Raw genomic sequence first — 20,725 nt, 5'->3', positions numbered from 1 at the left:
GCCTACTCCTTCGGCTCTACTTGTTCTGGATAAATGCTACGCAATCCCCAGATTAATAAACCAATCACAAAGAATGCTGATGCGGGCAGTAATAATAAGCCGTTAGGTTGATACCAACCGCCGTTATTAATCAACGGTAAGATTTCAATCCCAAATAACGAACCAGAACCGAATAATTCTCGAATCACACCGACCGACATCAATACCGCACCGTAACCCAGACCATTACCAATACCATCGAGAAAAGACTTCAATGGTGGCTCTTTCATGGCAAATGCTTCAGCACGCCCCATTACAATACAGTTGGTAATAATCAAGCCAACAAATACCGAAAGTTGTTTGGAGATATCATAAACCACAGCCTTCAATACTTGGTCAACCACAATCACCAAGGAGGCAATAATTGCCATTTGCACGATAATCCGCACACTGCTTGGAATATGATTCCGAATCATCGAAATAAACAGGTTAGAAAAGGCTGTTACCAGCATAACCGCAATGGTCATTACAAATGCCGTTTCTAATTTGCTGGTCACTGCTAACGCTGAACAAACACCCAACACTTGCAATGCGATGGGGTTATTGGCGATAACTGGGCCAAATAAAACTTTTTTGGTTTCCTTAGCATCAGCCATTGATTAGCTCTCCTTGTTGCAATTTGGTCAGGAACTTACCGAAGCCTTTGTCGCTTAACCAAAATTTAAAGGTGTTATCGACCCCCTTACTCGTAAGGGTCGCACCTGATAAACCATCGACCTCAGAGGGTGAGTCTGCAGGAGCAGTCCCTTTAATCACGGTAATCGCTGCTTGACCGCCAGCATCATATAGCTTCTTGCCAACAAATTTGGCTTGCCAACGTGGATTAGCCACCTCACCACCAAGTCCCGGTGTCTCACCCTGGTCATAATAAACCAGCGCATCGACCGTATTACCGTCTGGCTGTACCGCCAAGAAGGCATACATCGTTGACCACAAGCCACGACCATGCAAGGGTAAAATCACTCGGTCAATGGTTCCAGAAGACGTTTTTACTAAGTAAACACTGGCAAAATTAGAACGACGTATAATACCTGCAATGTCTTCATCGCCCGGCATCCGAATACTGGTACTCGGATCTTTAGCAGCCTTGCGTTGTTCAAAGGTATTTGGATTGACCTTATCTTTAGCGACGAAGCTTCCGGTATCTAAATCAATCACGCGCGGTTCAATGACTTCAGCATAAACGTCTGCCACCTTACGACCATCGAGGGCCACCCCAGATACCGCTAAAATATTCTTCTGCTTATCTTCCAATGCGTTTTGCTGCTGCATGCCACGCAAACCTACAGCTGCCAGCGAGACCACAATAGAACACACTAAACTAACGCCAATAACAACCTTAATGGTTTTGGCTAAGGAATCATTACTGGCCATCGCGAGCAAGCCTCCGTTTGATATTGGCTTGAACTACAAAGTAGTCGAAGATTGGAGCAAATAAATTGGCGAACAAAATAGCTAACATCATACCTTCGGGGAAAGCTGGGTTCACGACTCGAATAAGCACCACCATCAAGCCGATAAGCCCGCCATACCACCACTTACCTTTATTAGTAAACGATGCCGATACTGGATCTGTGGCCATAAAGAACATACCTAAGGCAAAACCACCAAGTACCAAATGCCAATGCGGGGGTAATTGGAACATCATATTGCTATCTGAACCAATAACATTCAACAACAAGCTGGTTGCGACCATTCCCGCCAATACACCCGCTACAATTCGCCACGAAGCGATACGAGTGAAAATGAGGAACAATCCGCCCAAGGCCAGTAAGAAAGTTGAAGTTTCACCACTAGAACCTTGAATAAAGCCAAAAAATGCATCGCTCCAAGAAATGCCTTGCGCTGCTAAACCGTCGATACCTTGAGCGGCAACCACACTGAGTGGTGTCGCGCCAGAATAACCATCCACAGCGGTCCAAACTGCATCTCCAGATATCGCGGTTGGATATGCAAAGAACAAGAACGCACGCCCCGCTAAAGCAGGATTAAGGAAGTTCTTTCCGGTGCCACCAAACACTTCTTTCGCAACAACGACGCCAAAAGTAACCCCCAGTGCCACCTGCCATAAAGGCATCGTCACTGGCAAAGTTAAGGCAAACAAAATAGAGGTCACAAAAAAACCTTCGTTAACCTCATGGCCGCGTACCGAGGCAAATAAAACTTCCCAGAATCCACCCACCACAAATGCGGTTAAGTAAATCGGTAGGAAGAATACCGCGCCATAGAGCATCGATGCTATCCAACCGGCATCTGCGCCCATCGGCACGCCGAGCAAACCAAGTAACGCAATATGCCAGTCGTCAGGAGCCGAGTAACCCGCAATAATGGCTTCATTCGCTTGCATTCCGGCATTATACATACCAAAAAACATAGCGGGCATTAGTGCCGCCCACACAAAAATCATGATCCGTTTTAAATCAATTGCATCACGAACGTGGGTATTTTTGTTGGTCACTAAACCCGGTGAATATAAAAAGGTGGCGGTGGCTTCATAAAGCGCGAACCACTTTTCATGTTTACCGCCTGGTAGAAACTGAGGTTCGATTTTTTCAATAAAATGCTTAAGACTCATGCTTAACCTTCCTTCTCAATCTTGGTCAAACAATCACGCAACACGCTACCGTATTCGTATTTGCCGGGACATACAAAGGTACATAGCGCTAAATCTTCTTCATCAAGCTCTAAGCAACCAAGTTGTTGCGCACTATCACTATCATTTGACAATAGGTCTCGAAGTAACAATGTTGGCAAAATATCTAAGGGCATCACCCGCTCATATTGACCAATCGGCACCATGGCACGGGCGCTACCGCCAGTCGTCGTGGTGAACGAGAACAACTTACTTTTATTCAGACCAGAGACGAATATACGCGCTAAGGAGAATTTATTGGTGCCGGGTACAGCCCAACCCATAAACTCTTTCTCATAACCTTCTTCTAAAGCCACAACCTGTTGATGGTAACGGCCTAGGAAACAATGCGGACCAACCGCATGATTGCCCAGCAATACACTGCCAGAAATCACTCGGTGCTCACCATCGACTAGTTCGCCATCAATCAATTGACTAATCTCGGCACCGAGTTCGGTGCGCAACAAGCGTGGTTCTTTGACCACCGGACCCGCTAAGGCAATCACTCGCTGATTATAAATTTTACCACTTTGCAGCAAATGCCCTATCGCAATCACGTCTTGATAAGAGACCGACCAAACGGTACGTTGTGCGCTTGCTGGTTTTAGCATGTGAATGTGAGTCCCCGCTAAACCTGCTGGATGCGGGCCTGCAAATACATGCTCTTCGACCCGAGCAGCATCCGACTTCGGCAAACTCACATTAGCCTTACAAACGAATATCTCTCCATCAGTTAAACGAGATAACACCCGTAATCCGGTAAGATAAGCACTTTCGTTCTGCGCAATCACAACCGTCGGATCCGCGGCTAAAGGATTGGTATCAATCGCGGTCACAAAAATTGCGGAAGGTGTTGAATCTATCGCTGGCACTTTACTAAATGGACGCGTTCTAAAACCGACCCATTGGCCAGAATTTACGAGTTTATCCACAAGTTCAGATCGCGCTACGCTATCAATTTCGGCATCGCTTAAAGCACCAAAATCAATACTGTCACCTGCCTGTTTCTCAATCACGACAGATTGTAATACCCGCTGCGCGCCGCGGTTAATATCTTGAATGGTTCCAGCGCAAGGAGCCGTAAATACAACGCCGGGGTTCTTCTTATCTTCGAACAACGTCTGACCTTGGCTTACCACATCACCCACTCGTACTTTCATTGTTGGACGCATGCCAACATAATCTTCGCCGAGTACAGCCACTCTGGTAACAATAGACGCGTCTACTATTTGCTGTTTGGGATCGCCTTTAATAGGCAGATCAAGTCCTTTATTTATTGTAATCATACTCTCTTACACATGTGTTGGGTCGGAAGACGAGCAATAACGCCTGTGTGAATTTTGCACTTAAATTTAAGTAATTAGCTAACAAGTCTTCGACAATTAACTAACAAGCCACAGAAAACGACTGTATTCTAGCACCAATCAACCCCAATTCTCCAAAGAAAAAGCCCAAAAATATAACCTATTCGACTTAAGTGTTACAAGCTTGTTATCAACCTTAAACAATGGGTTAGCTAATAACTTAACAAGAATCTTTTTAATAATTTGCGATAAGCACCTTAAATTTGCTTAACTTACGTTTATTCTAAACTGGTCGGAGCCAGTTTTAATTGATTATTTTTACTTACGCCAAATTGAAACCGTCGGTAACTGTTAAGCACCTTTGCAAAAGACGGGTCTTTGTTCGCAAGTTGTTCTATAACCGTCAAACTATAGTCTTTTAATTGCGCCAATACTTGTGGTGGGAACGGAACAATATCCACACCATGCTCATTAGCCAATATGGTTAATGCCTCCACATTGTAGACCACATACTCACTCAAAGTTTCTTGATTTACGACCTTGGTCGCATTCTCAATAATTCTTTTTAGATCATCGGGTAGTGTAGCAAAGGCTTCCTTATTGATAATAAATTCAAGGGTAGTGCTTGGCTCATGCCACCCCGGATAGTAGTAATACTTGGCAACTTTATGAAAGCCAAACGCCAAGTCATTATATGGGCCGACCCACTCCACCGCATCAATATCGCCGTCACGCAGCGCTTGATAAAGTTGATCCGCAGGTAAAGCCAAGGGCAAACCTCCAGCCATTTCCAGCACCTTGGCCCCTAATCCGGGAAGACGCATTTTCAACTGCTTGAAATCATCCATCGTGTTTATTTTTTTATTAAACCAGCCTCCCATCTGCGCATCGGTGTTTCCTCCGGGATAAGGCAGCAAATTATATGGCGCATAGAGTTCTCGCCATAGCGCCAAACCGCCGCCAAGGTACAACCAAGCATTCAGATCTTTAGCTGCCATCCCAAAAGGCAGCGCGCTAAAAAAAACAGCAGCTGGCAATCGGTCTTGCCAATAATAGGCCGCACTGTGGCCCATCTCGACCTTACCTTGAGCAACAACATCAAATACATCTAAGGCTGGATAAAGCTCCCCTGCACCATAGACACTTATTTGCATTCGCCCACCACTCATTGCATAGACTTCTTCAGCAAAACGTTCCGATGTCACCCCAAGTCCCGGTAAATTTTTAGGCCATGAAGTTACCAAAGTCCATTTATATTGAGTTCGCTGCGCTGATTGACTATCACTCTGGTCACCATTACAAGCACTCAACAAAAAACCTAGAAATAGGCATTTAATATACACCCGCATAAAACAATCCTTATTTTAATGCTCATGTGTTTAAGCAACGCTTCGTGCAGAACGATTAACCACCACGACAGTTTGGTGATACTGGCACTTGCTGTTGTTTATCCCATCGTTCGGGGGTAAATACGTGGATTGCTAAAGCATGAATATCTTGCTTTAGTTCCTCAGCAAGAACTTTATTAACCTCTCGGTGACACTGAATACGAGTTTTTTCTTGAAATAGTTCACTAACAATCGTGACTTTGAAATGACTTTCAGAGCCTGCGGGCACATTGTGCATATGGCTCTCGTTAACCACCGCTAAGTACTCAGGTGAAAAATGCTGCTTTAATTTCTCGCTAACTTGTGTTTCAACCCGCATCTTCTATTCCTTCATAGATTCTATTGTTGGCATTGTATAACGAAAGGTTAAATTGATCCTCGGCTGTTTTACTTTAAGCGCTTTTGGCAAACTATGTTGCCACTGCTGTTGAGACAAACCATTCATCAATAATAAATCACCAGATCCAAGCAGATACTGCAGCTTAGATCTGGTGGATTTGTCACGGAAAACAAAACGCCGGGACGCGCCTAAGCTTAATGAAGCGATAATCGGTCGTAGACCTAATTGGGCTTCATTATCACTATGCCAGCCCATATAGTCGTGACCGTCACGGTATAAATTCACCAAAGCACTATTAAAACGCTGCCCTGTATGCTGCTGCAATGCAGCCTTTATTGGTATTAAAAATTCAGGCCAAGTCAAAGGTTGTCGCCATTCTCCAGAATAGCGATACGCCGCCTCCGCATCACCTAACCAAACCGACAATCGGGGCTCCAAACAAGTCTTCCCAAATAAACGAATTTGATGCTGTTGCCAGGGCAATTCTGCAAGCAAAGATTGGAACAATCTATCCACATTTGCCGGACTTAACCAATGCTTATAAAGAATAATCTCATCTGACAACTGATTCACGACCTTTTCTGCGCCTTTCGTTTAGCCATTAACTTAGATACACTGCTGGCACGATTCAAGGCCAGCACGCTACCATTCCAATATGCATCAACAACTCATCATCGCTCCCGTAGAGTTAAACTTAGCTCGTTACCCAAAACAGTCTGCTGATGAGCTACGCGCTTGGAACGCTGCTGACGAATTATTGTTAGAGTATGCCTTTGAGCTTAGTACAAACCTTCAACATATTTTGCTGCTCAACGATGAATTTGGCGGCCTAGCCTGCGCACTCTTGGCTCACCCTAATTTACGCCATTGCCAAATCACTTGGTTGAGTGACTCCTTTATCGCCCAGCAAGCTTTAGCGCAAAATATTCAAGCTAATCAGCTTAATGGGGAAAGCATAAATATAATTAGTAGCATCGATGTCATGCCTCAAGCTGACTTAGTCCTAATGCGTTTACCCAAGAGCTTAAACTATCTGGAACACCAGCTCATTGCACTACAAAATGCCATGAATAACGCAAGCTTACTGGTTTGTGGCGTGATGCTCAAAGGATTGCCCAAATCGGTGTTTAATCTGTTTGAAAAACATCTCGGTGAAGTGAACACCTCGTTAGCGAAAAAGAAGGCCCGCCTCCTATTTAGTCACTATCAAGGTAAGTGCTCGAGCTCTCGCTATCCCAAAGCTTGGACGATAGAGGAATACCTGTGGCAACTGAATGATCACGCCAACGTATTTTGTTTCGCCAAATTCGACATTGGTACCCGCTTCATGCTACAACATTTGCCGCGAGGTGAGTTTGCCAGCGTTGTCGATTTAGGCTGTGGAAATGGTCTACTCGGCTTAAGAGCCCTAGAACTCTACCCCGAGGCCTCGGTCACCTTTGCCGACGAATCACTGATGGCTTTGGCCTCAGCAAAAAATAACGTACAACTGAATCATCCTCAGGCGCTTAATCGATGTGAGTTTATTCATGATAACGCTTTAGAACATCAAGCCGACAACTCTGCGGATCTGGTATTATGTAATCCGCCCTTCCATCAACAAAACACCATTTCTACTCATATTGCTCGGCAAATGTTTCGCGACGCCAAACGCTGTTTACGTAGCAATGGCATGCTCGCCGTCGTCGCAAATCGCCATTTGAGCTACCAAGCACTATTAAAATCTTACTTTGGTGGCTATAAGTTGCTGGCGAGCAATAACAAATTTGTTATCCTCGGTTGCACGAAACGTTAATTAACCAGAAAAGGTGAACCACTTGAAGAATCTATTTACATTGGTGATATTACTATTCGGCTTAAGCGCTTGTAGTAGTCGACCACAACAAGTGCAGTTAAATCCACAGGTACAACTGAGCGATGTCACCCAGCATTCCATTATTGCGGCGATTCATTCCCAAGATTTACGCCCAAATCGATTTTTAATCAGCATTCATCACGGTGATCAAGAGCAAGCCGAACTAATTGCCAGTGGCAGCAATTTACGTTCGTCCATTGAGCAGCAGCTTAGCGCAGCTTGGCAGCAACAAGGCCTGGGGTTTGTCCCCGCCTCACCCAACACAATCCGGGTAGATATTAACGAACTCGCCTCTCGTGTTGAGCAAGGGAGCGTAAAATACAGTGCCAGCACGACCATACGCATCAAAGTGACCGTAGACACCCCGACTAAAACTTTAGATAAGGAATTTCGCTCAATTCATACCAATGAAGGCGCCTTTAAAGTAGATGTAAATAAACAAGCCGAGGCAATGAATCAACAACTTTCTGAGTTATTAGCTGAAATCGCAAGTGACCCACAACTAATAGAAGTAATGGAGTATCAACCATGAATTGGCGTTTTTTCCGCAATACCCTGTTCACCATCAGTCTGGCACTTTTCAGCGTCGCCAGCTGGGCGCAAACAGTAAAGTTTGTGACTAATCTCGGTGAATTCCAATTACAGCTCAAACCACAACAAGCCCCAAAAACCGTGGCCAACTTTTTACGTTATGTCGAAGACGGTAGCTATAAAGGCACTTTGTTTCACCGCACCATTCCCGGCTTTATGGTACAAGCAGGCGGCTACTCTATTAATTATGAAGAAGTCGATAGCTACAAACCCATCGAAAATGAATCTAAAAATGGCTTAAACAACAAGCGTGGCACCGTAGCGATGGCACGAACCAATGATCCCAATAGCGCAACCCGCCAGTTTTTTGTCAATGTTGTTGATAACCCCTACCTCGATGGCAGCCCTAAAAAATTCGGTTATGCGGTATTTGCCGAAGTCATTTCTGGCATGGATGTCATCGATAAGATAGTCAATCAACCCACAAAAACTGGTCCCGTCCCAGGGATGCGTAACGTACCAGTCCAGAAAGTGATCATCGAAGACGTGGTATTAATAGACCCATCTCAACCTTAATAATTCTGTTACAACACAACTGAGCAGTAAATGAACTCATCGCCAACTTGGTCACAGACCTTTCGTTCTTATTTAGATAAACGACTGCTATGGGTATTTATGCTCGGTTGTGCCAGCGGTTTTCCTTGGGTCCTGATTGGCTCAAACATGTCTGGCTGGCTGACTGATGCAGGACTCACCCGTTCTGCCATCGGCTACTTTGGCTCGGTGTTCATTGTTTATGCCATTAACTTTCTATGGGCGCCCTTAGTCGACCGAGTTAAATTGCCACTATTTCATCGCTGGCTTGGCCAACGCCGAAGTTGGATTTTTTGCTGTCAAGCTATCGTCTTGATATGCACCTTTGCTATTGCAAAGTTTAACCCAGCCAATAGTTTAATGGTCACATCGATGCTAGCCCTGTGTATCGCCACGGCTTCTGCTACCCAAGACATCGCTATCGATGCCTTTCGCATCGATAGTTTTAGCAAGGCCGATTCGCATCGCTTGCCCCAAGCCTCGGCCATGGCGGTCATCGGTTGGTGGACAGGATATTCACTTCCCGGATACTTAGCGTTTATTAACGCCGATGCTATTGGTTGGAATGGTGTCTATTTAGGGATGTGTGGCATTGTAGCGTTGCTCATGTTATTTACCCTGTTGGTTAAAGAACCCATCACCGATCGGGATGCTCTGCAACAACAAGCAGAACAACGGCACGCCCAGTATCTTGGTACCCATTCACCGATTGTCGCGTGGCTCACGGTGACCGTGGCCGAACCGTTTATCGACTTCTTTCGTCGCAACGGCGTGCGAGTTGCGATCACCCTACTGATGTTTGTTTTTCTATTTAAAATTGGCGAAGCGTTTTTAGGGCGCATGTCGATCCCCTTCTATCGGGAAATTGGCTTTAGTAATGAGCAAATTGGTCATTACTCTAAACTCATTGGTTGGGGGGCAACGGTATTATTTACTTTAGTCGGTAGTGCCTTCAACGTGCGTTTTGGCGTGATAAAAGGACTCATGTTAGGCGGCGTTGCGATGGCAAGCAGCAACTTAATGTTTGCCTGGATAGCCTCTACGGGTCCAGACGAGCAGTTGTTTTTGGCCACCATCATCGTCGACAACTTTACCAGTGCCTTTGCCACCGTCGCCTTTGTCTCGTTTTTAACCACATTAACTGGCCAAGCTTTTTCAGCCACTCAATATGCGCTGCTCGCCTCTTTAGGTAACCTAGGCCGAACCACCCTCGCCTCCTTCAGTGGCTCGCTGGCCGATATGCTCAACTCTTGGCCACTGTTCTTTGTTCTCACAGCTATAATGGTCGTGCCGAGCCTCATCATGCTGATTAGCCTACGCGGTTATTTTGGACGGATATTGCAAGATAATCACGACAGCAAACACTAATACCAATCTGATAAATAATATGATCAGCTTATTACGCCGAATAAATCTGCCAAGAACCAAGTATGAAGTACAGTAACTAGTGGCTCTAATTACAAGATACATAACACAGTTCGTGCTGATTTAGGCCAGTAAGAATCAACAGATGATGAGTTAGCTTGGTATGGGCATCCCCATAAGGACTACCGACTAGATCCTATAATAAGATGCGCCCCAAATTGCGTCGATGGTATCCAACCCAAAAGCGGTAGGCGGGCTAGCTCCAAGATGAGAAAGTGTTGATCTTTAGTGGCGAATGTAAATTTAAGACAAAGCGGAATGTTGCACCAAAACGCAAGCCGACCGATGGAAGCAAAGACTCACTCACCATCGGTTCTAGCTCGGGAAATTATAGGGCTAAATCAACCTGCACAGGACAATGATCGGAGCCCATCACCTCATTAAGAATATCGGCATCACTCACCTTATCAGCAAAAGCCTCAGAGACTAAAAAGTAGTCAATTCTCCAGCCAATGTTACGGCCACGAGCACCAGCTCGATAGCTCCACCAACTGTATTTAACTTCATCTTGCTTCTTCAGGCGGAAGGTATCGACAAAACCAGCGGCAGTTAAATTATCAATGCCATCGATCTCGGCCTGCATATAACCAGCACTTTTATTGTAATTTGGCTTGGGCCGAGCCAAATCGATGTCTTTGTGGGCCACATTTAAGTCACCGCAAACTAACACGGGCTTACGCGCTTCGAGGCTCTTCAAGTAGCTTAAAAAGTCCGCATCCCACTGTTGGCGATAATCTAAACGCTTTAATTCGCTGCCCGAATTGGGTGTATATACAGTAACCAGAATGAACTCTTGGTATTCGGCTGCAATCACCCGACCTTCTTGGTCGTGTTCTTCAATCCCCATGTCGTATTCAACAGCAAGCGGTTTTTCTTTACTCAGAATCGCAGTACCAGAGTAGCCTTTTTTCACCGCCGAGTTACTGTAAATATGGTAGCCTTGCAAGGCTTCCAGAGCGGCCAATACTTGATCGTCTTGGGCCTTGGTTTCTTGTAAACACAAGACATCGGTTTGCATCGCCTCGAAAAAGGACATAAAGTCCTTTTTCATCACCGCCCTGATCCCATTCACATTCCACGAAACTAAGCGCATTCGCCCTTCCTTTAGATAATTAAAAGTGGTTTTCAACAACGCCTACAGGCGACACTGAATCAAATAAGAGCTTTATTGTAGCAGGCTTAACTCAGGCTAAAAAACCTTAAAATAAACACGGCTTAGGTACATATAAAAGCCGTGCAGAGGTTTGGCTTGGCTAATCAACTCACCAAGCAGGCGTGCTTGCAATGCGCGCCTCAATTTATAAAATAATATGCGGCAGATAACGACTCATGTCTTGGGTAACTAAGCTGCTATCTTCTCGGATCGACATGCCTGCAGCCTGATCATCTACCAGCCAACTACCAATTAAAGTGTAATTCTCAGCAAATTTAGGTAACTGGTGCAGCGCCTGATAAATATAACCCTCTTCCCCATAGGGACCTGGCGTATGCTCTATTTCAGCGTCGCCATGCAAGATGGATATATTTGAGCCTTCACGGGAAAAAATTGGTTTTTTCACCATGCCCTTACTGAAATTCGCCTGTTTCACTTCATCTTCAAAAAAAGCCGGGAGTAGATTGGGGTGGTCGGGGAACATCTTCCACAACATCGGCAACAGGGCTTTATTCGACAGAATGCTTTTCCAAGGCGGTTCCAACCAACGAATATTTTGTTGCCCGAGATGCTCACCAAATTGCTCATCTAACATAAATTCCCAAGGATAGAGCTTAAACATCCAGCTGATTACCTCATCATCAAGATTAGTAAAGCGCTGCTCCCTATCCATGCCAATATCTTCGACAAATACAAACTTGGTATCAAGGCCTGCGGCAATGGCGCAGTCTTCTAAATATTGCACCGTGCCTCGATCTTCATCAGTGTCTTTACAACAGGAAAAATGCAATACCCGATCGGGCGTTAAGTATTGTAAATCACTAAAGCGGTTAACCAACTTTTCCTGAAGGCTATTAAACTGATCACTATTTGGGTTCAATTGCCCATGATCAACCTTGTCTTTAAGCCACAACCATTGCCAAAAGCCAGTCTCGTATACCGAGGTTGGCGTGTCGGCATTGTTCTCGTATAACTTCGCATCGCCTTTACCGTCGTAGCAAAAATCTAGTCGCGAATATAAACAGGGATCGCCTTTTAACCAGGATTGTCGAACGAAATCCCAGTGCTTTTCAGGTATACAAAAACGCCGCATTAACTGTTCATCGTGAACCACCTTCGCGACGACTTCAAGGCACATTTGATGGATAGCTTCGGTGGGCGCTTCGATACCACGCTCAACTTGCTCAAGGGTGAATTGGTAATAGGCCGACTCATCCCAATACTTGTCACCATACATGGTGTGGTAGTTAAAGCCATATTCTTTGGCTTGTTGCTGCCAATGCGGTCGTTCACCGGTGGGAACGCGTAGCACCCTTAACCACCCCAGCTCGATTTAGAGCCCCCCCAAGAAGACTTCGCCGAGGCCTTCGCCCCGAAGCCGCCACGAGAGACGGTTTTGGTTACAGTCGGTTTACTCTTATAAGCCGACTGTCCTACTTTATAGTTTCTCTGGCCAGCTTTACCAATCACCGAACCATCGGCAGTGATAATCGAATCGCGATAGGATGACCCCGGCTGATTATATTTATACACCGAGGATGGGCGGCTGGGATCCATCATCCGGCCAAATAAATAGCCGTACATCAACGGCATGAAGAAACCGCTACTGCTAGCTCGACAACCGTCATAACCAAAGCTTTCTTCACAGTCTTGGCGGCTACTATACTTAGGTGCAGTTCGCTCGGCTTCTAACTCCGCATTACGATAGACCGCTGCACATTGTTGCTCGTTAAAGGTCGTTTTAGTGACACAATCATCGATGGACTCAATCACAATCGCATCTTCTTGAGGCTCGGAACAGGCACTCAACATGGCTGCCGACACCGCCACGACTAGAGGTTTCACTAAAAATGAAGGAGCGCTAACAGGGAGTTTGCGCATTGCCGATAAGTTAATAAACTTAGAACGTTTCATAGCGCCTCCTAGTAGGTCATGCAGGCTGCATTTAATAATCCTACCGACACACTGGTCGCGGCTAACATGATCCCAGCACTGACTTCGTTGGCTTCTATTCGCGACACAATGCCAGGGATAAATACAAAACGCACAATCACAAAAGCGGCAATTTGTGCCACTAAGGCAATGAGTCCCCACAGCGCATAATCAACAAAAGAAATAGAGTTACTGGCAGCGCCTGCTAAAGCTAAAGCAAAACCTAAAACAGCCCCACCAAAGGCGATGGCAGCACTGGTATTTTTGCCCTCCTTAATCAGCGCCCACTCGTCATGCGGCGTTACACGCACATAAATCACCTTAAATAACATCAAGAAAACAATAGATGCGATAAAGTAAATCGCAAAATTTGCGACGGCGAGTAATAGTTCCGATGATTCCATGTTCTGGTCCTTTATCCGTGAATAGTAATTTGGGTTGGTGAAATCGTCATGCCGGTGCTAATCACCAGGCAGCGTTCCAGAGCGTTATTGTTAAGCACCTCTTCGGCCGATAGAAACAGCGATTCCATTTCACCGCTAGGCAATTCACGCTCAAATAGCATGGTAAACTGGTCGGTGCTGGAAAAGTCCATATTATCCTGATAGGTCTTCTCTTCCATATGTACCGGATTATGATAATCGGTGGTCGAGGTCCATACCCGATGATATGTATGTCCTTCCAGCTGATAAGTGTTTGCGCCAATTTCCTGCTTCAGCAAACGATCCCATTCGCTTTGATTAGCCACATCGAGGGTATCGTAGTAATGGAACATTTTCACATCCACCACATTTTCCTCACCTTCACCATTGGCTACCACTTGCAAGAAACCTTCATCATCGGTGTAAAAACGATAGATGGTCGTATCATCTAAGTCGACAATGCCTGCCGATTGAATAATTTGAGTGGGAGCGACCTGACTCACCACCATATCGGCCATCACTAACTTCAGTGCCAGCGCGTCCAGTTCAAAACTGCCACCCAACTTAAGCCCCATAATGGCGGGGGTCCCTGCATATTTGTCAGGTTCAGGCTTATGTCGACTAAACAAAGACTTAAACATAGCAACTATCCTATCTTCGGTGAATTAAAACACTCATCAGAGTTTAAGCGCCGCGCCGCAATATAATACAAGGCATCTCCTTGGTTAAGCGTGGTATCCAAACTCGGGTTCAGTTGTAAGTGCTGACTACCAGCCACTTTTAAACCAATAATGGTGGCCTGTAAGTTTTCTTTAAAATGCTGGAAAACATCGGAAAATGGCAGCGAAGATGAGTCCATATAGTGCACAGCATATTGGGTCATTCCGTGGGTAGTATCAAGTAACTGTTGATGAACCTGAGCCGAACCGGGATCCATCGCCGAGCGGGCTAACATTTCCACAGTAACCGATGGGATCACTTCAACCCGAGGGCAATGGCTGAGCAATAGTTCAGCAATGGTAGGGTCTTGTAAGTAGGCCGTCTTGTGACACTGCGGATTGAGCTTGGCACAATAGAGCGCGCAGGTCAGCGTCACATCGTCTTGCTCAGTATCAATAATAATTCTGCTCGCCTGGGCAAGATTAGTACGAGCCATGGTCTCAGCATGAGAAAAAGAGTCAACCTGAACAAACTCAATCTTACCGGGCAAAGGGTTCTCTATATCGCTGTCGACACAGAGCAACACGGTCTCTGTAGAATCATTGGTAGCAGCAGTGAGTAGCTCGACTAGGCGCAATGTTCTGGCGCCATTCCAGCCAATAATCACGGTATGATTGGAGAGTTTCAACATGCGTTTCCCTCGTGCCCCTCTAGTGTAAATATCATTGATCACAAAACCGACTTTGGTAATCACCACCGCAAAGATACTGATCCCAATTGGAATAACCCACAAGCTGACAATTAAACGTCCCAGTGGCGTACTGGGCCCAAAATCGCCGTAGCCAACGGTCGATGCGGTCACCACTATCCAATATAGAAAGGTTTCACTATGAACTAAGGCGCGTTCGCCTACCAGCATTAAGCTGTAATAAGAAATGAAAACATACAATAGCACTGAGATGGCTATTGCGGTGCCGTTAGCACGAAAAAAAAGCGCCGAAAATAATCGGCGCACTTTATATAGCAGCACTTATTTTGCCTTTTTTTGGGCCAATATCTGCTTGAGTTTATCACTACCGGTGGATTGACCGCCAGGTTCAATGCCCGCTTGTTTGAGTCGCTCGTCTAAGTTACTACCACTATCTTCGGCGGCCAGCTCCTCAGCGGCAGAAAGCTCGGCACTGCGCAGCGCTTGTTTCTCTTTTATCCGCTCTAAACTGTCAAGTGCAGTTTTCACTTTAGAATTCGCACCCACATGATGTGAAGATCCCGCAACTTGAGCTTTTTGTAAAGACTCGGTCGCCTTCACCTGATCAATTTGGATCCCCAAACGTTTCACGCTGGCCTTGGCTTTAGCGATATTGCTCTTGAGCGACGTTTCGGTATTCAGGTAACTATTATAGATCTCTTGTTCAGTGGCTAATTGCACTTCCAAATTAGACACCCGCTCGGCACACTCAAGCGCCAAGGTTTCATCACCTTTTTCACTCGCCGCAACCGCATGGTTGGTATAAGTATCGATATCTGCGCTTAGACTTTCAACCTTGGTTTGGGCTAACTTACGTTTCGCCATAATGGTGGTGAGGTTGCGATCGCAGGCTTCAAGCTCCGATTTAGCATCGCGTAACTCTTGGTCCAAAATCCGCATTGATTGGCTATCTGCGACAGCCTCTAAGCTTTCATTGGTCGCACCGCGAATGGCATTCCAAATACGTTTTAAGCTCATACTGATATCTCCTGCTGGGTAAACTCACTATACAATTCGATAAACTCACTCACATTCGAATAGAGGGTTTCTATTTCTTCAATGACGACAGCATCAACGCTTTGGGTTGATAAGGCACCAAATGCGGTGTAGTAATCTTTATCACCGATGCGTTTAATGCCAACGGCCGACAAGGGTAACAGGTGATGCGTGCGTAAAATCAAATCATTCAATTTCACACTATCGGTCACCGAATCGCAGCTAAACAAAACAACTTCAATTAGCATTTGTTGCTCACCAATGTAAGCAAAGGCATCGATACCTTCATCATTACTAATGCACAAACAACCACCTTCGCTATCAACACTCCAATCTGGATGTGCTTTAGCGAGTAATTCAAGTGATGCTGAATCCCACGACATAATCTTTCCTTATGTGTTAGTTATAGCTAACAAATATAGCAAGTTTGACTCTTGTGTCAACGTTTACTAACATTCGTTGCAGATAAATAAAAATAGAATGAGTTACCAAACGCGATGAACCCAGAACAGAGTATTAGAAATCGACAAGCCTTGCAGCCTTATAAAGATAGTATTAAGCGTTATATTCGTGCAGCGATGCAGTTAAAAGGCGTGCAATATAAATATTTATCCGATGAGCTGGCTAAGCGCGATATAGAAATGAAGGAAGGAAACCTGCGTAGTAAGGTATATGCGGGCACCCTACCAACCGATTTATTTATCGTCTTAGTGGAAATTCTCGAAATGCCCGACCACGCACTCCGCGATATTATTAGTCACAAAGATAGAAGTTTAGACGAGTGATCAAAGGCGCGCTCTGGCCTCGCAACATGAGCGGATTATATCGCTTGGCAAACCAGACGTTACCAGTTATTAATGAACTACACCACCAAACAAGCAAACACAAAAACGAATAGAACAAGGCAAGCATAGCAAGCGCACTCGCTGTCACGAAGGGCTTAACATTGGCACAGCCCAATCTAGGTTGAACCTGTATTATCCACCTTAACCACAGTCAGCAAAGTGGGGCGAGTTGCAAAAGCAGTCATCGTGAGTTCTGACTGAGCCCAAACATGAAGGCCGCCAGCCAGTAGCACCCAACATTCAACTCAGATCATAAATCCACTTTATAGAACAACGCCAACTAGATTTTTAAGTTCGTCGCAATAGTTTATTAGATATAAATAAGCGTTATTGAGGGATGAATAGCAATCTGATTCGTTATACGATCAATGTATTGCGCAGCATAAATCTGCCGATAACGAGGTATGAAGAGCAGTCACTAGTGGCTCTAATTACTCGATACATCAAGCAGTTTACGGTGATGGAGTCCAGTGAGAATGAACCGATAATGACTTAGATTGGTATAACTAAATCTACGGTTAAAACAATCAACACCTCGCTTTAACCTAATTGCAATCATTGTTGGTAATACTAGCGACATGAGTGCACTGTGAGTTATCCCCATGTTGAGTATTTGCCGCGCAGATCCCTTCAGTTCCGAGAGTCAAACCTTGATTAGCGCGCTTGCCGATTCGCTGCTTAAATTAAGCGGTAACCAAGCTGTTGAACAGTTCGATGAAACTGAATTTAATCACCACACAGGCGTCTTCTTACTGGTAAAAAACCAGGAGCAAGCCATTGCTTGCGGTGGATTTAGATATTTACAACCGGGCGTATGTGAAATTAAACGCCTGTTCTCTAATCAAGCGGGTGCAGGGACACTCGTGTTACAAGCGCTAGAACAGCTCGCTGTAGAGCGAGGGTATCAACAAATTAATTTGGCAACCCGCAAAGTTAATCATCAAGCGATACAATTTTATCAAAAGCATGGCTACCAAACGACTGCACCCTTTGGTCCTTATACGCGACATCAGCACTACCTCAGCTTGGCCAAATCATCTCAGCTTTTAGCACAGGCTGCCGTTCCCAAAAAAGCGCAGTGGCACTACCGCAACTGCGCTTAAACAAATCAAACAGAAATTAAGAAATCCGGTTAATCAGCTTTTTTAACTGATTCATTGGTGTCGGCTCATCATCGAAGAAATTCTGCATCCGTAATAAGGTTAAGCCATCGTATCCAGGCGAGCGAGTCAGTGCGCGCGCGATTTGTTTCCAGCCTTGTTCACCGTACAGTTCACCAGCCAAGGCATTTTCCCCCATCAAGGAAACCTGACATTCAGTCGCCGCATCAGCCATCCAATCCACCAGATCGGCAGCGCGAGAATAGCCTTCGTAATCCTTGTTGATCATTTCCAAACAGGTGAAATGGATCGCGGCTCGATTCTGCTTACCTTCCGGTAGCAAGGCCTTCAGCAAACCTAAATATTCTTGCTGGTTGTGACGACTTAAGGTGGGGTGCACTGCAATCAGGCCTGCTGTAATTTCGGCGGCACGAGGTAACTTGGGATCACTCACCACCCAGTGGATCCCTGGGATCTTAATCCCCACAGGCACCTGGCCAAAAGAATCGTCTGCAAATACCGCCAAGGCAGTCTCAAAAATGCGACGACCATGAGCAACTAAAGCACGATGATACCAAGTTAAAAACTCCCGCGCCCAAGCATTATGAATATAACGCTTATGGCTAAACAGCCAATCTGCATCAGGAATAGTCGCCTCATCAAAACGCTCCAGAGTAAAACCAAAACTGGCATTTAAAGCCGAAATACTATGAAATTTTTGCTTCAAGTAACCCAGCCAATCTTGTTTTGCTAAGCGACTATAACATTGCAAGGTTCCACGATTTGGGTAATTCCCCCAGTCATGGGCGTTATAGCTGGGATAGCGTAACTCCCCAGCGGGGCCTAAGCTGATGTTGATTTCATCCATCAAACCCGCTTTGTTGATGTAATTCTGCTTAAACGCTTCCATAAATCGCTGATAATAGGGCATCACAAATTCATCAGCCCAAAGCGATACATATTCCATCGAAGCATCACCGGTTTCAGACACATACTGTAAGTCTTGCACCGAATTAAGTTGATCATGACTCTCTAACAAACGCCCCCATAACCACAGCGGGATTGCTTGCATAAAATCATCATTAACATTCCCACCCGCTTGGTGGAAAGACAAAATAGGCACCCACTGCAAACCTAAACGTTTTAACAGCGCAACCACCCGATCGTAGTAACTCCAATCAAATTTACCCGGTTTATCACCTTCAACTAAGCCCCACCAAATATCGGTGGAAATAGCAGTCACGCCAATACTGCGCAGTTGACGGAGTTGCGCCTCAAACTGTTGCCAGTTTTCTTCTTCAAGCATCTGCTTTTGATTGGCAACTTTTAGGTGCAAGGGTCCCATCACTCGAAATTGCTTTTTACCAAGCTGCTTAGTTTCGGCCTCTTGATACTTAAACTTGTTAAGCTGTGACAAACGTCCTTTCACAATTGCCTGTTGGTTAAGCTGAGACATATCATTGAATAACCAACCCACAAAGCTGTTGCCATGCAATACTGAATGGTACAGCTGATCCCACCCCGGATGGCTGGCCAACGCTTGCGGTTGACTATTTTGCACCAACGCTGGAATAGCTAGGCTACGAATTGCCACAAGCAAAGTTTGATTGACTCGTGTGGCATGACTCGACTCTGCGCCACTCACCATCAATAACAGCCGCCCTTTGGCCTGTTTCTGCCAACGGCCTAGCTGTTCCGTTTGATAATCTACTAACTGCTGTCGCTCTTGCCAAGGCGAGGGATTTAAACCACTTAAGCAACTCAGCCAAGGATGATCGCTCGCGCTTAACTCAAGCATGGGGAGCGTTAAACTCAACTGACAAGTCGCCCAAGCTTGATTGAAGACAAGCTCCGCTTGCCCCAGCATCTTCGCCACATAGGCTTGCCAACGCGAAGCGTACCAAAGATTAAATTCTCTAAAACAAGTATTGTTAGTTTTACTTTGGTAACTTCGAATTAATTTATCACTGAGTTGCGACGGCCAATCTTGTGCTTCATTTAATTCCCACAAACTCAGCCACGATTGTTGCTCGCCATATTGTTGTTGCATATCTGCAGCTAGTGCCGCCAAAGCCGTTGGGCTAAAACTTTGATATACAGGTTGGCCATCACGCTCACTCCTCGGTAAACAGGCCTCCCCATTCGGTCCTAGCCCCAGCAAAATCGCCTGACAATGGGGGGCAAATTCCCTCATATGTTTAGCAAAACATTGCATCCACTTGGCAAACATTTCGAGCAAACCTTCGCCAGCCCATAAACTGGGACTTTGGGTATTATCACGACCATATTGGTTCACATATTTAATTGCATCAGCACTCAGTTCCGTGGGCAACAGGTCCAACATCGAACCCCAAAACCAATCGGGGAGACGCTGCTCGGTATCTTGCTGGATATCCGAAGAGAAAAACAATTGATACTGCAGTTTAAAGCCATGGGATAACAAATGTTTCGACAGGCGCTGTAAGGCTTGCCAAGAGTCAGCCTGATACAACTGTTGTTCACTAAAGGGGGCGATGTAACGCCAGTGAACAGGAACAACCAAAGCGTCAATTCCATTTTGGCGCAAAGAGCAAAGTTGTGGAGAAAGGTTCTGAAGCTGAACCTCGGAACAAGAAGCCGCATACTCAGCCAAAGGTAAAGATCCCTTTACCCAAGCTTTGCGCGCTGTAATTGGATTAGCCATTGTTAGCTTACTCTAAAAAAACTTTGCTAGTTATCCCTAGTCAGCGGCTGAACAGCAAGTCTGCAAAGCTTTTCAGCT

At 45.4% G+C, this 20,725-nt stretch carries 22 protein-coding genes; 6 read left to right on the top strand and 16 right to left on the bottom strand.

The features are described 5' to 3' along the window. Positions 1–2: 2 nt before the first annotated feature. From ACRRSW_RS05720 to ACRRSW_RS05690, 7 genes are all read right to left on the bottom strand, one after another. Entirely contained in the window at positions 3–635 is a 633-nt protein-coding gene (locus tag ACRRSW_RS05720; RefSeq protein WP_432454156.1) for an NADH:ubiquinone reductase (Na(+)-transporting) subunit D, read from the bottom strand. Next, positions 628–1,413, bottom strand: a complete 786-nt coding sequence (locus tag ACRRSW_RS05715) for a Na(+)-translocating NADH-quinone reductase subunit C (RefSeq protein ID WP_432454157.1) — start codon at positions 1,411–1,413, stop codon at positions 628–630. The genes ACRRSW_RS05720 and ACRRSW_RS05715 overlap by 8 nt, the downstream gene beginning before the upstream one ends. Further along, complete coding sequence (locus ACRRSW_RS05710; protein ID WP_432454158.1) at positions 1,403–2,614, bottom strand: NADH:ubiquinone reductase (Na(+)-transporting) subunit B; 1,212 nt, start codon at positions 2,612–2,614, stop codon at positions 1,403–1,405. The genes ACRRSW_RS05715 and ACRRSW_RS05710 overlap by 11 nt, the downstream gene beginning before the upstream one ends. Before the next feature lie 2 nt (positions 2,615–2,616). Continuing rightward, entirely contained in the window at positions 2,617–3,957 is a 1,341-nt protein-coding gene (locus ACRRSW_RS05705) for a Na(+)-translocating NADH-quinone reductase subunit A (RefSeq protein WP_432454159.1), read from the bottom strand. Between the two features lie 296 nt (positions 3,958–4,253). Continuing rightward, positions 4,254–5,324, bottom strand: coding sequence for a TRAP transporter substrate-binding protein (locus ACRRSW_RS05700; RefSeq protein ID WP_432454160.1), 1,071 nt, complete (start codon positions 5,322–5,324; stop codon positions 4,254–4,256). 55 nt (positions 5,325–5,379) lie between these two features. Beyond that, positions 5,380–5,682: a BolA family protein gene (locus tag ACRRSW_RS05695; RefSeq protein ID WP_432454161.1), complete on the bottom strand. Its 303-nt coding sequence runs from the start codon at positions 5,680–5,682 to the stop codon at positions 5,380–5,382. 3 nt (positions 5,683–5,685) lie between these two features. Next, positions 5,686–6,276: an alpha-ketoglutarate-dependent dioxygenase AlkB family protein gene (locus ACRRSW_RS05690; protein ID WP_432454162.1), complete on the bottom strand. Its 591-nt coding sequence runs from the start codon at positions 6,274–6,276 to the stop codon at positions 5,686–5,688. An 82-nt stretch (positions 6,277–6,358) separates the two neighbouring features. Here ACRRSW_RS05690 and ACRRSW_RS05685 point away from each other — a divergent pair, with 82 nt between their 5' ends. From ACRRSW_RS05685 to ACRRSW_RS05670, 4 genes are read left to right on the top strand one after another with little or no spacing between them, the layout of a single operon-like run. Further along, positions 6,359–7,498, top strand: a complete 1,140-nt coding sequence (locus ACRRSW_RS05685; RefSeq protein ID WP_432458852.1) for a methyltransferase — start codon at positions 6,359–6,361, stop codon at positions 7,496–7,498. Positions 7,499–7,520: 22 nt separating this feature from the next. After that, positions 7,521–8,090 (top strand): YajG family lipoprotein, encoded by a 570-nt coding sequence (locus ACRRSW_RS05680; protein WP_432454164.1) that lies wholly within the window; start codon positions 7,521–7,523, stop codon positions 8,088–8,090. Beyond that, positions 8,087–8,665: a peptidylprolyl isomerase gene (locus ACRRSW_RS05675; protein WP_432454165.1), complete on the top strand. Its 579-nt coding sequence runs from the start codon at positions 8,087–8,089 to the stop codon at positions 8,663–8,665. Before ACRRSW_RS05680 ends, ACRRSW_RS05675 begins: the two co-directional genes overlap by 4 nt. Before the next feature lie 30 nt (positions 8,666–8,695). Next, on the top strand, positions 8,696–10,051 hold the full coding sequence (locus tag ACRRSW_RS05670; RefSeq protein ID WP_432454166.1) for an AmpG family muropeptide MFS transporter: 1,356 nt from the start codon (positions 8,696–8,698) through the stop codon (positions 10,049–10,051). Between the two features lie 385 nt (positions 10,052–10,436). On the opposite strand, the gene ACRRSW_RS05665 is transcribed toward ACRRSW_RS05670, so the two are convergent. From ACRRSW_RS05665 to ACRRSW_RS05630, 8 genes are all read right to left on the bottom strand, one after another. Then, on the bottom strand, positions 10,437–11,201 hold the full coding sequence (locus ACRRSW_RS05665; RefSeq protein WP_432458851.1) for an exodeoxyribonuclease III: 765 nt from the start codon (positions 11,199–11,201) through the stop codon (positions 10,437–10,439). 205 nt (positions 11,202–11,406) lie between these two features. Next, positions 11,407–12,573, bottom strand: a complete 1,167-nt coding sequence (locus ACRRSW_RS05660; RefSeq protein ID WP_432458850.1) for a glutathionylspermidine synthase family protein — start codon at positions 12,571–12,573, stop codon at positions 11,407–11,409. Between the two features lie 2 nt (positions 12,574–12,575). Further along, positions 12,576–13,175, bottom strand: coding sequence for a DUF1190 domain-containing protein (locus ACRRSW_RS05655; protein WP_432458849.1), 600 nt, complete (start codon positions 13,173–13,175; stop codon positions 12,576–12,578). A gap of 8 nt (positions 13,176–13,183) precedes the next feature. Beyond that, positions 13,184–13,597 carry a DUF350 domain-containing protein gene (locus tag ACRRSW_RS05650; protein ID WP_432454170.1) on the bottom strand — a complete coding sequence of 138 codons (414 nt, stop codon included), beginning with the start codon at positions 13,595–13,597 and terminating at the stop codon, positions 13,184–13,186. A gap of 11 nt (positions 13,598–13,608) precedes the next feature. After that, the gene (locus ACRRSW_RS05645) at positions 13,609–14,256 is read right to left on the bottom strand and encodes a YjfK family protein (protein ID WP_432454171.1); all 648 of its coding nucleotides are present in this window, start codon (positions 14,254–14,256) and stop codon (positions 13,609–13,611) included. Between the two features lie 5 nt (positions 14,257–14,261). Continuing rightward, the gene (locus ACRRSW_RS05640; protein WP_432458848.1) at positions 14,262–15,305 is read right to left on the bottom strand and encodes an ion channel; all 1,044 of its coding nucleotides are present in this window, start codon (positions 15,303–15,305) and stop codon (positions 14,262–14,264) included. Continuing rightward, positions 15,306–16,001, bottom strand: coding sequence for a PspA/IM30 family protein (locus ACRRSW_RS05635; RefSeq protein WP_432454173.1), 696 nt, complete (start codon positions 15,999–16,001; stop codon positions 15,306–15,308). Continuing rightward, positions 15,998–16,402, bottom strand: coding sequence for a DUF2170 family protein (locus tag ACRRSW_RS05630; RefSeq protein ID WP_432454174.1), 405 nt, complete (start codon positions 16,400–16,402; stop codon positions 15,998–16,000). Before ACRRSW_RS05630 ends, ACRRSW_RS05635 begins: the two co-directional genes overlap by 4 nt. Before the next feature lie 114 nt (positions 16,403–16,516). Here ACRRSW_RS05630 and ACRRSW_RS05625 point away from each other — a divergent pair, with 114 nt between their 5' ends. Both ACRRSW_RS05625 and ACRRSW_RS05620 read left to right on the top strand, forming a co-directional pair. Beyond that, positions 16,517–16,804: a DUF6471 domain-containing protein gene (locus ACRRSW_RS05625; RefSeq protein WP_432458847.1), complete on the top strand. Its 288-nt coding sequence runs from the start codon at positions 16,517–16,519 to the stop codon at positions 16,802–16,804. A gap of 662 nt (positions 16,805–17,466) precedes the next feature. Then, entirely contained in the window at positions 17,467–17,967 is a 501-nt protein-coding gene (locus ACRRSW_RS05620; RefSeq protein WP_432458846.1) for a GNAT family N-acetyltransferase, read from the top strand. 16 nt (positions 17,968–17,983) lie between these two features. Here the strand turns inward: ACRRSW_RS05620 and ACRRSW_RS05615 are convergent, their stop codons facing one another. After that, entirely contained in the window at positions 17,984–20,647 is a 2,664-nt protein-coding gene (locus ACRRSW_RS05615; protein WP_432458845.1) for a family 14 glycosylhydrolase, read from the bottom strand. Positions 20,648–20,725 lie beyond the last annotated feature (78 nt).

This window comes from Agarivorans sp. QJM3NY_25 (genome assembly GCF_050870875.2).
Classification (GTDB): Bacteria; Pseudomonadota; Gammaproteobacteria; order Enterobacterales; family Celerinatantimonadaceae; genus Agarivorans.
Note: the sequence above shows the minus strand (reverse complement) of the source record. Positions and strands in the feature narration are given on the sequence as shown.

Bases quoted from the DNA above. Each gene is read 5' to 3' on its own strand.
- ACRRSW_RS05720 (WP_432454156.1), bottom strand. From the start codon at position 635: ATGGCTGATGCTAAGGAAACCAAAAAAGTTTTATTTGGCCCAGTTATC.
- ACRRSW_RS05715 (WP_432454157.1), bottom strand. From the start codon at position 1,413: ATGGCCAGTAATGATTCCTTAGCCAAAACCATTAAGGTTGTTATTGGC.
- ACRRSW_RS05710 (WP_432454158.1), bottom strand. From the start codon at position 2,614: ATGAGTCTTAAGCATTTTATTGAAAAAATCGAACCTCAGTTTCTACCA.
- ACRRSW_RS05705 (WP_432454159.1), bottom strand. From the start codon at position 3,957: ATGATTACAATAAATAAAGGACTTGATCTGCCTATTAAAGGCGATCCC.
- ACRRSW_RS05700 (WP_432454160.1), bottom strand. From the start codon at position 5,324: ATGCGGGTGTATATTAAATGCCTATTTCTAGGTTTTTTGTTGAGTGCT.
- ACRRSW_RS05695 (WP_432454161.1), bottom strand. From the start codon at position 5,682: ATGCGGGTTGAAACACAAGTTAGCGAGAAATTAAAGCAGCATTTTTCA.
- ACRRSW_RS05685 (WP_432458852.1), top strand. From the start codon at position 6,359: ATGCATCAACAACTCATCATCGCTCCCGTAGAGTTAAACTTAGCTCGT.
- ACRRSW_RS05675 (WP_432454165.1), top strand. From the start codon at position 8,087: ATGAATTGGCGTTTTTTCCGCAATACCCTGTTCACCATCAGTCTGGCA.
- ACRRSW_RS05670 (WP_432454166.1), top strand. From the start codon at position 8,696: ATGAACTCATCGCCAACTTGGTCACAGACCTTTCGTTCTTATTTAGAT.
- ACRRSW_RS05665 (WP_432458851.1), bottom strand. From the start codon at position 11,201: ATGCGCTTAGTTTCGTGGAATGTGAATGGGATCAGGGCGGTGATGAAA.
- ACRRSW_RS05655 (WP_432458849.1), bottom strand. From the start codon at position 13,175: ATGAAACGTTCTAAGTTTATTAACTTATCGGCAATGCGCAAACTCCCT.
- ACRRSW_RS05650 (WP_432454170.1), bottom strand. From the start codon at position 13,597: ATGGAATCATCGGAACTATTACTCGCCGTCGCAAATTTTGCGATTTAC.
- ACRRSW_RS05645 (WP_432454171.1), bottom strand. From the start codon at position 14,256: ATGTTTAAGTCTTTGTTTAGTCGACATAAGCCTGAACCTGACAAATAT.
- ACRRSW_RS05635 (WP_432454173.1), bottom strand. From the start codon at position 16,001: ATGAGCTTAAAACGTATTTGGAATGCCATTCGCGGTGCGACCAATGAA.
- ACRRSW_RS05630 (WP_432454174.1), bottom strand. From the start codon at position 16,402: ATGTCGTGGGATTCAGCATCACTTGAATTACTCGCTAAAGCACATCCA.
- ACRRSW_RS05625 (WP_432458847.1), top strand. From the start codon at position 16,517: ATGAACCCAGAACAGAGTATTAGAAATCGACAAGCCTTGCAGCCTTAT.
- ACRRSW_RS05620 (WP_432458846.1), top strand. From the start codon at position 17,467: ATGTTGAGTATTTGCCGCGCAGATCCCTTCAGTTCCGAGAGTCAAACC.
- ACRRSW_RS05615 (WP_432458845.1), bottom strand. From the start codon at position 20,647: ATGGCTAATCCAATTACAGCGCGCAAAGCTTGGGTAAAGGGATCTTTA.